This window comes from Microvirga sp. P5_D2, assembly GCF_054049475.1.
Map to the genome: position 1 here is coordinate 1 of NZ_JBFUMH010000151.1, position 12,681 is coordinate 12,681.

The 12,681-nt window shown below is 63.7% G+C and carries 15 protein-coding genes; 8 read left to right on the top strand and 7 right to left on the bottom strand.

Going from position 1 to position 12,681, the window contains the following annotated elements:
- Positions 1–42: 42 nt before the first annotated feature.
- A complete protein-coding gene (locus ACXJKO_RS24910) occupies positions 43–795 on the bottom strand; it encodes an SDR family NAD(P)-dependent oxidoreductase (RefSeq protein WP_457093756.1) in 753 nt (250 codons plus the stop codon).
- 70 nt (positions 796–865) lie between these two features.
- Positions 866–1,474 carry a pyridoxamine 5'-phosphate oxidase gene (pdxH, locus tag ACXJKO_RS24915; protein WP_457093757.1) on the bottom strand — a complete coding sequence of 203 codons (609 nt, stop codon included), beginning with the start codon at positions 1,472–1,474 and terminating at the stop codon, positions 866–868.
- Positions 1,475–1,574: 100 nt separating this feature from the next.
- Here pdxH and ACXJKO_RS24920 point away from each other — a divergent pair, with 100 nt between their 5' ends.
- The 4 genes from ACXJKO_RS24920 to ACXJKO_RS24935 all read left to right on the top strand — a co-directional run bounded on the left by ACXJKO_RS24920 (position 1,575) and on the right by ACXJKO_RS24935 (position 4,644).
- Positions 1,575–2,036 (top strand): RT0821/Lpp0805 family surface protein, encoded by a 462-nt coding sequence (locus ACXJKO_RS24920; protein ID WP_457093758.1) that lies wholly within the window; start codon positions 1,575–1,577, stop codon positions 2,034–2,036.
- Between the two features lie 95 nt (positions 2,037–2,131).
- Positions 2,132–3,073: a DnaJ C-terminal domain-containing protein gene (locus ACXJKO_RS24925; RefSeq protein ID WP_457093759.1), complete on the top strand. Its 942-nt coding sequence runs from the start codon at positions 2,132–2,134 to the stop codon at positions 3,071–3,073.
- A gap of 122 nt (positions 3,074–3,195) precedes the next feature.
- The gene (fabI, locus tag ACXJKO_RS24930) at positions 3,196–4,020 is read left to right on the top strand and encodes an enoyl-ACP reductase FabI (protein WP_457093760.1); all 825 of its coding nucleotides are present in this window, start codon (positions 3,196–3,198) and stop codon (positions 4,018–4,020) included.
- A 30-nt stretch (positions 4,021–4,050) separates the two neighbouring features.
- Positions 4,051–4,644, top strand: coding sequence for a histidine phosphatase family protein (locus ACXJKO_RS24935; RefSeq protein WP_457093761.1), 594 nt, complete (start codon positions 4,051–4,053; stop codon positions 4,642–4,644).
- A gap of 10 nt (positions 4,645–4,654) precedes the next feature.
- On the opposite strand, the gene ACXJKO_RS24940 is transcribed toward ACXJKO_RS24935, so the two are convergent.
- Positions 4,655–5,830: a GAF domain-containing sensor histidine kinase gene (locus tag ACXJKO_RS24940; protein WP_457093762.1), complete on the bottom strand. Its 1,176-nt coding sequence runs from the start codon at positions 5,828–5,830 to the stop codon at positions 4,655–4,657.
- Positions 5,831–5,981: 151 nt separating this feature from the next.
- Between ACXJKO_RS24940 and ACXJKO_RS24945 the strand changes: the two genes are divergently transcribed.
- The 3 genes from ACXJKO_RS24945 (at position 5,982) to ribB (ending at position 8,979) form a co-directional block, all read left to right on the top strand.
- Positions 5,982–6,374: a hypothetical protein gene (locus ACXJKO_RS24945; RefSeq protein ID WP_457093763.1), complete on the top strand. Its 393-nt coding sequence runs from the start codon at positions 5,982–5,984 to the stop codon at positions 6,372–6,374.
- 96 nt (positions 6,375–6,470) lie between these two features.
- Positions 6,471–7,586 (top strand): chorismate synthase, encoded by a 1,116-nt coding sequence (gene aroC, locus ACXJKO_RS24950; protein WP_457093764.1) that lies wholly within the window; start codon positions 6,471–6,473, stop codon positions 7,584–7,586.
- A 100-nt stretch (positions 7,587–7,686) separates the two neighbouring features.
- Positions 7,687–8,979, top strand: coding sequence for a 3,4-dihydroxy-2-butanone-4-phosphate synthase (ribB, locus tag ACXJKO_RS24955; protein WP_457093765.1), 1,293 nt, complete (start codon positions 7,687–7,689; stop codon positions 8,977–8,979).
- Between the two features lie 53 nt (positions 8,980–9,032).
- Here the strand turns inward: ribB and ACXJKO_RS24960 are convergent, their stop codons facing one another.
- Complete coding sequence (locus ACXJKO_RS24960; RefSeq protein ID WP_457093766.1) at positions 9,033–9,974, bottom strand: histone deacetylase family protein; 942 nt, start codon at positions 9,972–9,974, stop codon at positions 9,033–9,035.
- Between the two features lie 204 nt (positions 9,975–10,178).
- Between ACXJKO_RS24960 and ACXJKO_RS24965 the strand changes: the two genes are divergently transcribed.
- The gene (locus tag ACXJKO_RS24965; RefSeq protein WP_457093767.1) at positions 10,179–10,766 is read left to right on the top strand and encodes a L,D-transpeptidase; all 588 of its coding nucleotides are present in this window, start codon (positions 10,179–10,181) and stop codon (positions 10,764–10,766) included.
- Positions 10,767–10,847: 81 nt separating this feature from the next.
- On the opposite strand, the gene ACXJKO_RS24970 is transcribed toward ACXJKO_RS24965, so the two are convergent.
- From ACXJKO_RS24970 to ACXJKO_RS24980, 3 genes are all read right to left on the bottom strand, one after another.
- Entirely contained in the window at positions 10,848–11,030 is a 183-nt protein-coding gene (locus tag ACXJKO_RS24970; protein WP_457093768.1) for a hypothetical protein, read from the bottom strand.
- A 130-nt stretch (positions 11,031–11,160) separates the two neighbouring features.
- Positions 11,161–11,631: a DoxX family protein gene (locus ACXJKO_RS24975; RefSeq protein WP_457093769.1), complete on the bottom strand. Its 471-nt coding sequence runs from the start codon at positions 11,629–11,631 to the stop codon at positions 11,161–11,163.
- A 60-nt stretch (positions 11,632–11,691) separates the two neighbouring features.
- Complete coding sequence (locus tag ACXJKO_RS24980) at positions 11,692–12,537, bottom strand: patatin-like phospholipase family protein (RefSeq protein WP_457093770.1); 846 nt, start codon at positions 12,535–12,537, stop codon at positions 11,692–11,694.
- Between the last annotated feature and the right edge of the window lie 144 nt (positions 12,538–12,681).

The following is a 12,681-nucleotide window of genomic DNA, read 5'->3' on the forward strand; positions in this document are numbered from 1 at the left end:
GGATAGGATCGGTCGCTCGTCATGCCCCTGTCCCGCAGCGGCTTAAACGTGCTGGCCGCCGTTGATGTGAAGCTCCGCGCCGTTCACGTAGGAGCTGGCATCGGTGCAGAGGAAATAGATCGCCTTGGCGACCTCGTCCGGCGTGCCGAGGCGGCGCATGGGAAGCTGCTCGACGATCTTCTCGGTGCCGGGGGAGAGAATCGAGGTGTCGATCTCACCGGGCGAGATCGCGTTCACGCGAACGCCGAGGGGACCGAAATCGGCGGCCATCTCGCGGGTCAGCGCGGCGAGCGCCGCTTTCGACGTGGAGTAAGCCGCGCCCGCGAAGGGATGAACCCTGCCGCCTGCGATGGAGGTGACGTTCACCACCGAACCCTTGGCACGGGTCAACTCGTCCTGCAGACCGCGGGCCAGCATGATCGAGGCGAAGAAGTTCACCTGGAATACCCGCAGCCAATCCTCATGGGAGGTGTGGAGGGCATCCAACCGCGAGCCGCCTTCGCCCTTGGGTGAGATACCCGCATTGTTCACGAGCGCATGAAGGCACCCGCCCTCGACTGCGAGCCGCTCCTTTACGTCGTCGATGGCGCGGAGCGTGTCCTGGGCATCGGCGAGATCCACCTGGAGGTGGTCCTCCGGGCCCATCTCCCACGGGCAGTTCTCGGGAAAGCCATGGCGCGAGCAGGTGATCACCCGCCATCCGGCAGCGGAGAAACGTTTGACGGTCGCATGCCCGATCCCGCGGCTGGCGCCGGTGAGCAGCATGACGCGGCGGGAAGTGTTGGTGGAGGACATGGGTCAAACTCTGTGAGAGGGAGCGGACGTTTAGCCTGAGACGGAGACCGGGTCCATGGGCACCTCCAGCTTACGGATACAAGCGCACCTTCCGCCAGCCGTCGCCCTCGCGGCTGAAGGCCACGCGGTCGTGGAGGCGGAAGGGCTTGTCCTGCCAGAACTCGATGGAAACGGGCGCGATGCGGAAGCCTGTCCAGTGGGGCGGGCGGGGCACTTCGCCGATGGCGTATTTCGCCGTGTGGAGCGCGACCGACTTCTCGAGGGCGAAGCGGCTTTCCAGCGGGCGCGATTGCTGGCTTGCCCAGGCGCCGATGCGGCTGTCGCGGGGGCGGCTCTGGAAATAGGCGTCCGCCTCGGCATCGCTGACGATGGTCACGGGGCCACGCGCGCGCACCTGGCGGCGCAGGCTCTTCCAGTGCAGGACGATGGCGGCCTTCCGTTGGCCCAGCAACTCCCGGCCCTTGTTGGATTCCGTGTTGGTATAGAAAACGAAGCCGTTCTCGTCGAAGCCCTTCAGCAGCACCATGCGGACATTCGGGAGCCCATCCTCGTCCACGGTGGCGAGCGCCATGGCGTTGGGATCGTTCGGCTCCGRGGCCTCCGCCTCCTTCAGCCAGGTGGCGAAAAGGGTGAAAGGCTCTTCCGCTTCCGTGAAGTCACCGGTTGTTAACTGGTTCAATGCTTTATCTCGCGATGTGGCTATTTCGTTCTGGGAGACCCGACGCGTGCCGTGGACCAATACGCGCCGTTATAGATCAGATGCATTCCTGAGCGAAGCCATGAAAATCCTGGCGGTCGGCATGATCGCCATGTCCGCAGGCGCGTGCAGCTTTTCCTTCGGCGTGGCCGGCTTGGACGAGGAGGAGCCCAAGACCACGGGCACCATCGTCTCCGCTGCCGCGGCCCCGCTGTCGCCCGACCTCAACGAGGAGGATTGGCGCCGCGCCAAGGCCGCGCTGACCGTCGCCCTCGATCCTCAAGGGCCCGGCACGCAGGTATCTTGGGACAATCCCGAGACCCATATGAAGGGCACCTTCACGCCGACAGGCGCGCCTTTCGTGAAGAACGACGAGATCTGCCGCGCCTTCACCGCCCAACTTTCTGGACCGAGCCAGGCCTCCCTCCAGGGCACCGCCTGCCGGCCCTCGGGCGACGAATGGGCGATCAAGGATGTGAAGCCTGCCAAGGCCGAGTCCAAGGAGCCCAGTGCCAAGCCGGCCAAGGTTTCTTCGAAAGCCTAGCTACCAGGCGTTGCAAAGGCGCAACACTTTGCCCATATGATCGTCAATTCCGTGGGGTGTATTCTGCCCCAATCAGACGGTTCATGGATTCCACAATGCGCAACCCGTACGACGTTTTAGGCGTGGCCCGCTCCGCGAGTGAAGCGGAGATCAAGAAGGCGTTTCGCAAGCTCGCCAAGACGCATCACCCCGACAGCAACCAGAACGACCCGAAGGCCAAGGACAAGTTCGCCGAGGTGAACTCGGCCTACGAAATCCTGGGCGATTCCGAGAAGCGCGGCCAGTTCGACCGGGGCGAGATCGATGCCGAGGGTAAGCCGCGTTTCCAGGGCTTCGAGGGATTCAGCAGCGGAAGGGGCGGCGCACGGCCTGAAGATTTCGCGGGCTTTGGTGGCGGCAACCCGTTCGGCGGCCGTCGCAGCGCGCGGGGCTTTGGCGGCGATGCGGGCGAGGACATCTTTTCTTCGCTCTTCGGCGAAGCGTTTCGCTCGGCCGGGGCCGAGGGCATGCGGCAGGGCCGAGCTCGCCCGCAGAAGGGCGAGGACGTCTCCGCGACCCTCACCGTGACGCTCGAGGAAATCGGCGAGGAGGCGAAGAAGCGCATCCGCCTGTCGACCGGGCGCGAGGTCGATGTGGTGATCCCGAAGGGCGTCTCTGACGGGCAGGTGATCCGCCTGCGCGGGCTGGGGCAGGGCGCTCCCGGGATCGAGCCCGGTGATGTGCTGCTCACCATCAAGATTGCGCCCCATGAGCGCTTCACCCTGGAAGGCTCGAACCTGCGCCTGCGGCTGCCCATCGAGATCGAGGAGGCGGTCCTCGGCGGTTCGGTGCGCATCCCGACGCTTAAGGGCACGGTCAGCATGAATATTCCGCCCAAGACCGATTCCGGCCGCACCTTCCGCCTGCGCGGCAAGGGCCTGCCGACCAAGACCGGCCATGGCGATCTTCTCGTGACCACGGAGATCAAGCTCCCCGAAACCATGGACGAGGAGCTGATGGAATATGCCCGCAAGCGCCGTTCCGCGCAGGCCGAGTAACAAAAATTTACATTATAACCCCAGGATTCGGGCGCTTGAGGCCAAGAGGGCTTCCCCCTCGTTGCCGGGTCGGCTAAAGAAGCCCCTCTTTCCAATCTGTCCAGCGACGATCTAGGTGAATCATGGCGGAGACAAAGGCCCCCGGCATCCTGGCCGGTAAGCGTGGCTTGGTGATGGGCGTGGCGAACAACCGTTCGATCGCCTGGGGCATTGCGCAGGCTGCCCGCCAGCACGGCGCGGAACTCGCCTTCACATATCAGGGCGACGCCCTGAAGAAGCGTGTCGAGCCCCTGGCGAAGGAACTCGACGCCCATGTGGTCGGCCATTGCGACGTGACCGACGGCGCCACCATCGACGCGGTGTTCGAGGAAGTGAAGCGCCTCTGGGGCTCCATCGACTTCGTCATCCACTGCATCGCCTTCTCMGACAAGGACGAGCTGACCGGCCGCTATGTCGAGACGACCGAGGGCAACTTCACCAAGTCTCTGCTCATCTCCTGCTATTCGTTCACGGCCATCGCGCAGCGCGCCGAAAAGCTGATGACCGACGGCGGCTCGATGCTGACGCTCACCTATTACGGCGCCGAGAAGTGGATGCCGCACTACAACGTCATGGGCGTGGCCAAGGCCGCTCTCGAAGCATCGGTGCGCTATCTCGCGGCCGATCTCGGCCCCAAGAACATCCGCGTCAACGCCATCTCGGCAGGTCCGATCAAGACGCTTGCCGCCTCCGGCATCGGCGACTTCCGCTACATTCTGAAGTGGAACGAGTACAACTCGCCCCTGCGCCGCACGGTCACCATCGAGGAAGTCGGCGAGACGGCGGCCTACCTCGTCTCCGACATGTCCCGCGGCATGACCGGCGAGATCCTGCACGTGGATGCGGGCTACCACGTTGTCGGCATGAAGAACCCGGAAGCGCCGGACCTCTCCCTCGACAAAGAGTAATTCTTTCCTAACCGAGTAGCCCGACCTGCCATGACCTTGTCTCGCCCGACGATCTATTTCATCCGCCACGGCGAGACGGATTGGAATCTGGAAGGCCGGCTGCAGGGGCAGAAGGATATCCCGCTCAACGACCTCGGCCGCGTGCAGGCCGAGGAGGCAGGGCGGCGTCTCAAGGACATCGCTCCGCATTATGWGGACCTCGCCTATCTGGCGAGCCCCATGACGCGCACCCGCGAGACCATGGAAATCCTGCGCGAGACCCTTGGTCTTCATCCTGAGAGCTACAAGCTCGACGAGCGCCTCGTCGAGCTGACCTTCGGCTCCTGGGAAGGCATGACCTGGAAGGAAGTCCGCAAGGCCGAGCCGCAGATGGCCTCGTTGCGCGAGCGCGACAAGTGGAACTACGCTCCCCCCGGCGGCGGCGAGAGCTACGCCATGCTCACCGACCGCCTGCGCCCCGTCATCGACGACCTGACCCGCGACACCGTCATCGTGGCCCATGGCGGCGTCGCCCGCGCCTTCCTCGCCGTCTGCTGCGGCGTCAATTCACGCCAGGCCGCCAGCATGGATATCTGGCAGGGCAGGGTGCTCGTGATCGAAGGCCGCAATCACCGCTGGGTGTGAGGCCAGTCCCTCAAGCAATCGGCATGCGGAAGGTGAAGCGCGTCTGCTCCGCGGTCGAGGTCACGGTGAGCGCGCCTTCATGGGCGCGGGCAATTTCCGACGCGATGTAGAGGCCAAGGCCCAAGCCCTGCCGGCCGGGCCTTGCCGCCACGCGGAAGAACGGCTGGAACAGGCGGTCCAGGGTGGCGGGCGGAATCGGGTCACCCTTGTTGGTGACGCATAATTCGAAAATGTGGTCTTCGGTCGTCGCGGTGACCTCGATGGGCTCCTTCATGGCGCCATGAATCAACGCATTACCGACGAGGTTCGACAGCAATTGCGCGATGCGGGCGCGGTCGCAATTCACGGGACGGGTCAATTCGAACGTGGGCTTGAACACGCGCTCGGGCCATGCGGAACGAAGCTCGTTGACGACCTGCTCCAGAACCGGCCCCAGCATCACCCCCGCCGTGGACTCCAGGGTGATCCCGCCACCGAGCCTGCCGCGCGCGAGATCGAGCACGTTGTCGATCAACTCGGCCATCCGGTTCACGCTGTTATGGATGAGTTCCAGGACCGAAGCGCCCTTTGGGCTGAGCGGCTCTTTCTGGAGCATGCGCGCGCCTGCTTCGATAGAGGCGAGGGGATTGCGCAGGTCGTGCCCGAGAACCGCGAGGAACTGTTCGCGCAATTCCGATGTCTTGCGCTCGTCGAGCAGGTCCGCCTCGCTGGTCGCCAGCCGTTCGTTGGCGGAGAGGTGGAAGGAGATGAGCTCCGCGAAGAGTCGGAACATGCCCACCGTCTCGGGCGTGTCGAGGCGGGCCGGGCGGGGATCGATGGCGCAGAGCGTTCCGAAGAAGGTGCCGTCCGCCAGGATGATCGGAATCGAGATGTAGCTTTGAAAGCCGTACATCGCCGGGGTGTGGTGGCTGCAAAAATCTTGGTTCTCTGCAACATGATCGATGATGACCGGCTGCCCGCTCTGCCGGATCTCATGACAGATCGTCGTCTCCAGCTTCAGTTCACCGCCGGGTCGCAGGCCGAAATCGATCTTGTCCCGGACCGCGCATGTGATCCACCGATCCTCGGTTACCCTGGCAATCGCCGCGAAACCCATTCCCGTCGTTCGGCAAATGACCTCGAGGATCGTGGGAACCGCGTGAATACGATCGATCGCGGCAAGGTCCGCCTCGAAGCTCTTGGCCAATACACAGCCTCCCCTTTGGGAAGCCAAGATAGGGCTCAATCCCCACGAAGACCACTCCACGAAGGCCACTTGGGAAACTCACATGGCGAGCGTTGCCCGTTCTAGGAATATGTGCATTATGGAAATATAGTTACAATGCAGAGACCTCATCATGTACCGCGCGCTTACCGTCCTGGCCGGACTTACCCTCTTCACCGCCGCTGCCTCCGCTCAGACAGCTGATCGGACCGTCAAGGCCAATTCCACCACAGCCATCGGCGGCTTCTTCGGATATGAGGTCGATACCTGCTATACGTCGGTCATCCCCGACGTGAAGGTGAAGCAAGCGCCCGCCAACGGTGACTTCAAGATCGTGCCGTACGAGCAGACGCTTGGTAAGGACACCAACTGCCCGGGAACGAAGGTGCGTGGGCTGGCTTACGTTTACACGCCTAAGAAAGGCTTCAAGGGCTCGGACGAGGTCGCCGTCAACGTGCCCTGGAGCGGGAACGACCTCAGCATCCCGACGCTGCGCACCTACACCTTCCGCATCACGGTTCAATAATCGCCGAGGAATGGCGGTTTGAATGGCATCCAAGCGCTCGGGGCGTGACACCCGGGCGCTTTGGTTTTAAGACGCCTTGAACCTCGAAGAAGCGCCATGTCCCACAATACGTTCGGTCACCTTTTCCGCGTCACCACTTTCGGCGAAAGCCATGGGCCCGCTCTCGGCTGCGTGATCGATGGCTGCCCGCCCATGATCCCCATCGAGGCGGCCGAGATCCAGGCGGAGCTTGATCGCCGCCGTCCCGGCCAGTCGCGCTTCACCACGCAGCGGCAGGAGCCGGATCAGGTCAAAATCCTTTCCGGCGTGTTCATGGACGAGCGCACCGGCCAGCAGGTGACGACGGGGACGCCGATTGCGCTGCTGATCGAGAATGTGGACCAGCGCTCGAAGGATTATTCCGAGATCAAGAATTCCTACCGTCCGGGCCATGCGGATTTTACCTATGACGTGAAATACGGCATCCGCGATTATCGCGGCGGCGGACGCTCCTCCGCCCGCGAGACGGCAGCAAGGGTCGCGGCCGGCGCTGTCGCCCGCAAGGTTCTGTCTGGAGTCACCATTCGTGGCGCGCTCGTGCAGATGGGGCCGCATGCCATCGACCGGAGCAACTGGGACTGGGAAGAGATCTCCCGTAATCCCTTCTTCTGCCCGGATGCGAAGGCGGCTGCGTTCTATGAGGAATATCTGGATGGCCTGCGCAAGGCGGGCTCCTCCATCGGCGCGGTACTGGAGATCGTGGCCGAAGGCGTGCCGGCAGGTCTCGGCGCTCCGATCTACGGCAAGCTCGATTCGGATCTCGCCTCCGCTCTCATGTCCATCAATGCAGTGAAGGGTGTCGAGATCGGCGACGGTTTCGCGGCGGCGGCGCTTCGCGGCGAGGAGAACGCTGACGAGATGCGCTCCGGCAACCAGGGCGCGCCGACCTTCCTGTCCAACCATGCGGGCGGCGTTCTCGGCGGTATCTCCACGGGCCAGCCGGTCGTGTGCCGCTTCGCGGTGAAGCCCACGTCGTCGATCCTCACCCCTCGCTCCAGCGTCACCCGCTCCGGCGCCGAGGCCGAGGTCATGACCAAGGGACGGCACGACCCCTGCGTCGGCATCCGCGCCGTGCCGGTGGGCGAAGCCATGGTGGCTTGCGTCCTCGCAGACCACGTCTTGCGCCATCGCGGACAGGTGGGAGCGGGGCCGTCCTGGCCGTTCCCGGCTTAAGTTCTCCACGTCAAGCCCGGCCATGACGCCAGTGTATAGCAGCCCTCCAAGCACCAAATTTTAGTTTTACTAAAATCCGCGCTTCGGCTAACCAAGCGGCATGAAACTGGCTGTATGGTTGTCCCGCAATGGCGTCTCGCGCGTGGAATTCGCGCGGCGGATCGGCGTGACTCCTGGCGCCATCACCCAGATGTGCAATTCCGAACAGGCTTGGATCTCCCGGGACACGGCTGAATTGATTGCCCGTGAAACCCGTGGCGCTGTCACGCCGAACGATTTCCTGCCCCAATCCGCCAAGGAGGCCTTGATGCCGAACTCCGTCAATGAAGCCATCGAGGCTTTTGCCCGCGGTGAAATCGTCATTGTCACGGATGACGACGACCGCGAGAACGAGGGCGACCTGATCGTCGCCGCCTCCCTCTGCACGCCGGAGAAGATGGCCTTCATCATCCGCAACACCTGCGGCATCGTCTGCGCCCCGCTGACCCTTGGCGAAGCGCGCCGCTTGCGTCTCGACCCGATGGTAGCCTCGAACGATGCGCCGCTGGGCACGGCCTTCACCGTCACTGTAGATGTGAAACACGGGCTCACCACCGGCATCTCCGCCGAGCAGCGTTCGAACACGGTGCGGGCGCTTGCCAACCACAACATGGGCGCTGTCGATTTCGTGCGGCCCGGCCACGTCTTCCCGTTGATCGCCAAGGATGGCGGCGTGCTCATGCGCTCCGGCCACACGGAGGCGGCGGTCGATCTGTGCAAGCTCGCGAACCTACCGCCGGTGGGCGTGATCTGCGAACTCGCGAATGACGACGGCACCGTCATGAAGGGTGCGCAGATCGATGCCTTCGCCGAGAAGCACGACCTCAAGCGCATCTCGGTGGCGGATCTCATCGCCTACCGTCAGTCGCGCGAAAAGCTGGTCGAGCGCATCGCCACCTTCCCGGTGGACACGCAATGGGGCTCGTTCACGGGCTATGCCTATTCGACGCCGTTCGACAGCGTGCAGCACATCGCGCTCGTACATGGCCGCATCGGCGACGGCACGAACATTCCCGTGCGATTGCACCGCGCCAACGCGCTCACCGATGTGTTCGAGGGCGGCAAGATGGTGAACGCCTCGCTCCAGCGTTTCGTGAAGGAGGGCAGGGGCGTGCTGGTCTATCTGCGCGATGGTACGGCCGGCGTTCCCACCATCAGCTTCTCCGATCCCGACGAGAACGCGTCGGAAGCCCAGCGGCAGAGCCAGTGGCGCGAAGTCGGCCTCGGCGCACAGATCCTCAAGGATCTCGGCGTCAGCTCGATCCGCAACCTGACGACCACGTCGAGCCGGTCATTCGTGGGCCTGAGCGGCTTCGGCATTGAGCTCGTCGGGCAGGAGCCCATCGAGGGGTAGTTGCTCCGTTCTCATGGCCGCAACAAGTGCGGCCATGAGGATGAGAGGCTAACTCACGTATTCATCTCACGCCCCATCAGGGCGTCGAGATGGAAGGCGACGGATTTCGATAATCCTTCGAGATCGTAGCCGCCCTCAAGCACCGAGACGATGCGCTGGCCGCAATGGCGGTCGGCGAGGTCCATGAGCTGCCGGGTGGCCCAGGCGAAATCCGTTTCCGTGAGATTGAGGCTGGCGAGCGGATCGCGCCAGTGGGCGTCGAAGCCGGCCGAGATGATGATGAGGTCGGGAGCGAAGGCATCGATGCGCGGCAGCACCGCTTGTTCCACGGCAGTGCGGAACATCTCGCTGCCGTCGCCCGCGCCGAGCGGCACATTGACGATGGTGTTGTGCTCGCCCCTCTCGGAGACCGATCCCGTGCCGGGATAGAGCGGCGCCTCATGGGTCGAGCAATAGAGAACGCTGGCATCGCGCCAGAAGATGTCCTGAGTGCCATTGCCGTGATGAACGTCCCAATCGAAAATGGCCACGCGCTCGGCACCATGGCGCTTCTGCGCATGGCGGGCCGCGATGGCCGCGTTGTTGAAGAAGCAGAAGCCCATGGCCCGCGTCATTTCGGCGTGGTGCCCGGGCGGGCGCATGGCGACGAAGGCGTTGTTCATGTGGCCCGCCATGACCTCGTCGACAGCCTTCACCGCACCGCCTGCGCCGCGCAGGGCGGCCTCGTAGGTGCCGGGGGACATGATCGTGTCCTCATCGATCCGCACCAAGCCTTCCCGGGGGCTGATATCGCGCAGCCGAGCCACATGCTCTTCGGGATGGGCAAGGGTGAGGCTTTCCATCTCGGCCATCGGTGCGAGGTCGCGGATCAGCGCGGTGAAACGCTCCTTTTCGAGCGCGCGCTCGATGGCAAGGATGCGGTCGGGACGCTCGGGGTGGCCAAGGGGCGTCTGATGATCGAGGCTGGCGGGATGGCTGATGTAGAGCGTGGACATAAAAGCCCTTGAATGGCGTGGACAAACAGTGTCGCAGCCTCTCATGCGGTTGTCCATGTTGTTGCAATGCAACACTCATTCCGCCGCAACCGTGCCATTGTTCTGATGATTCGCTGATTGACCTAAGGGAAGGCCCCTCTAGTGTTATGGCGTAACCTTCCACTCGATGCTGCTCTTAGGAGCAGCGCAGCAGAGCTCTATCCAATGCGCCTCTCTCGCCTTCTCGTTCTTGCCGCAACCCTGACGGCCTTGGCCGGCTGCACCTTCCAAGGCGTGCCGGAGCCCCAGGTTTCCGCGCGCGACACGGAATTTCTGGCGCAGGTGCCGAAGGCACAGGAAGAGCCCCGCTACGCCCGTTACATCGTCGATGACCCGACCGGCGAGGTGCCCGGCACGATCATCGTCGATACCAAGAATCGCTTCCTCTACTACGTGCAGGAAAACAAGAAGGCCATTCGCTACGGCGTTGCCGTCGGCGACGAGGCCTATGGCTGGACCGGCACTTCGAGCATCGCCCGCAAGGCGGAATGGCCGGATTGGAATCCGCCCGCCGAGATGAAGGCCCGCTGGCCCCACGTGCAGTTCACGAAGGGCGGCCCCAATAACCCGCTCGGTGCGCGTGCGCTCTATCTCTATGAGGGCAACAAGGACACGCTCTACCGCATCCACGGCACCAACGAGCCGGAGAAGATCGGACTGGCCGTGTCGTCCGGCTGCATCCGCATGCGCAACATCGACGTGATCGACCTCTACAACCGCGTCGCGCTGAACACCAAGGTTATCGTCCGCTAAAGCGGCGGCTGATTTTCGCCGCGGCATGAAAGAAAAAAGCGCCCCTCGGGGCGCTTTTGTCGTTTGAGGCTTCTTACCGGCTTAAACCGCTTCCTTGCGAAGGATCGCAGGGAGGGCGGTCTCCTTCGGCTTGCTCGGCTGCGCTTGAGCAGCGCGCATGGCTGCAGCGAGAGCGGGAAGGGCGACGGGCTTGAAAGCTGGAATGGTCTCGGACTCGGTCTCCCGGCCGGATCGTTGCTCTCGGTTCTGAGCTTGCAGGGTCATGGCAATTCCTCCTGTTCGGGTGCAGTCTCTCGTCCGCCCCGATATTTGGTTCCGCCGTGGCCCGATCAGGGCAGGGCCCGGCGTTTCGTCTGCTTTTCCAACAGATGCTGGATTCAAGCTTAATCCAGGATTAACGACGCAACAATCTATCATTTGGCAGCGGCAATCCGAATGTCGCATCTTCTGAAGCCGTTGCGGGCTGCGGGCGCAGAGCCAGCACGGAGACGAGAACMAGCGCGCCGATCATGCCGATATGCTCGCCCGCCGTATGGAACGCCCGAACCGCCTCCTCACCTTCGAACCGCCAGAAGGCGTGGACGATGGGGATGGTGAGAAAGGTGAAGACGCCGAGCGCTCCGGCCCCGAGCCATGTCAGACTGTTCGTGATGATGAGGGCCGAGCCCGTCAGCTGAACGAAGATCGTGAGGCTGTTGTAGAACCACGCGGGCTCCAGGCCGAAATGGCTCATCTCCGCCATGCCGCCCGAGAAGTTGAGCAGTTTCGCAAGCCCACTTCCCCAGAACGGGAAGGTGAGGATGGCGCGAGCCGCCGTCTCCGTCATCCGGCTCGACAGGAGGGCTTCGATCCAGCGTGGTATCATCGTGCGTTCCCTTGAAAGCTGACCTTAGGTAAGGAATGCGGCTTTTAAGGTTACGTTTCGTCAGGTGCTGTGTGTCTGCGCACGCTTCGCGAAGGCCTCGCCGTCCCTCAGGCCCATCTCATAGGCCTTCCTGATACCGGTGGGGTTGGTGATGTCGAACTGCCCGACAGGCACCGGCCCGGATGGCTGAATGTATGTGCGGCCTTTCACCTGCGGAAAGGCGCGGTAGAGACGGGAGAGAATGACCAATGTCCTGCCGCCGTTCGCCTCCACCGGCAGCAGCGGCTCGATGGGCACGTTGTCGACGAGGCCGCCGTCGAGCGCCACCATGCCGCCGACCTGGCCGATGGGCATGAAAGGCGGAACGCTGGCGCTTGCCATGAGCGCCGCCGAGAGTTCGGCGGGCGAAGACAGGTCCTGCAACCTCAGGAATTCAGGACTGAAGCCGATCAGCCTGCCGCCGCGTGGATGTACGGGAGAGCGCCATTTCTTCTCGATCTGATAGGTGGCAATGCCGAGCGGCACCGCGAGGGACAACGGCAGCCGGCGCGGTTTGCGCGCGAGGCCGATCAGGATTTCGGGGCCATGCTTGAGGCGCTCCAGCGCCGCGTCGTCGACAATGGCTTCGATGAGGCTGCGATACATGAAGGCGACCGGCCAGGGAGAGCCCTCGCTGCGCCACGCGCGCCATTCGAAATTGCGCCGCCCCTGACTGCAGCCTTCCACCACCATGCTGTTGACGCGCTGGCCGAGGCCAAGAAGGCTGTAGCAGGCCGACCATGCTCCCGCGCTCACGCCGACGATCAGGCTCGGCTTAAGGCCGAGCAGCGGAGCAGCCGCCTCCCAGAAGCCGCCTTGCCAGTAGCAGCGGTTTCCGCCTCCCGCGAAGGCGATGGCATCGAACATGAAGGGTTATCCCGGCATCCGGGCGAGCGTCGCGTCCTCTTCCGCGCGGGCCCGCTCGCGCCATGCGAGAACGATGCGTTCGAGATCGGCCAGATCCTCGGCAGGCAGAGACCCGAGGGTCCGCGCTACATAGGCCCGTTGGGC

What these genes read in the sequence shown, in the direction of transcription:
- aroC (WP_457093764.1), top strand. Translation starts at nt 6,471, where the DNA reads ATGTCCCACAATACGTTCGGTCACCTTTTCCGCGTCACCACTTTCGGC.
- ribB (WP_457093765.1), top strand. Translation starts at nt 7,687, where the DNA reads ATGAAACTGGCTGTATGGTTGTCCCGCAATGGCGTCTCGCGCGTGGAA.
- ACXJKO_RS24970 (WP_457093768.1), bottom strand. Translation starts at nt 11,030, where the DNA reads ATGACCCTGCAAGCTCAGAACCGAGAGCAACGATCCGGCCGGGAGACC.
- ACXJKO_RS24960 (WP_457093766.1), bottom strand. Translation starts at nt 9,974, where the DNA reads ATGTCCACGCTCTACATCAGCCATCCCGCCAGCCTCGATCATCAGACG.
- ACXJKO_RS24910 (WP_457093756.1), bottom strand. Translation starts at nt 795, where the DNA reads ATGTCCTCCACCAACACTTCCCGCCGCGTCATGCTGCTCACCGGCGCC.
- ACXJKO_RS24920 (WP_457093758.1), top strand. Translation starts at nt 1,575, where the DNA reads ATGAAAATCCTGGCGGTCGGCATGATCGCCATGTCCGCAGGCGCGTGC.
- ACXJKO_RS24945 (WP_457093763.1), top strand. Translation starts at nt 5,982, where the DNA reads ATGTACCGCGCGCTTACCGTCCTGGCCGGACTTACCCTCTTCACCGCC.
- ACXJKO_RS24965 (WP_457093767.1), top strand. Translation starts at nt 10,179, where the DNA reads ATGCGCCTCTCTCGCCTTCTCGTTCTTGCCGCAACCCTGACGGCCTTG.
- ACXJKO_RS24980 (WP_457093770.1), bottom strand. Translation starts at nt 12,537, where the DNA reads ATGTTCGATGCCATCGCCTTCGCGGGAGGCGGAAACCGCTGCTACTGG.
- ACXJKO_RS24925 (WP_457093759.1), top strand. Translation starts at nt 2,132, where the DNA reads ATGCGCAACCCGTACGACGTTTTAGGCGTGGCCCGCTCCGCGAGTGAA.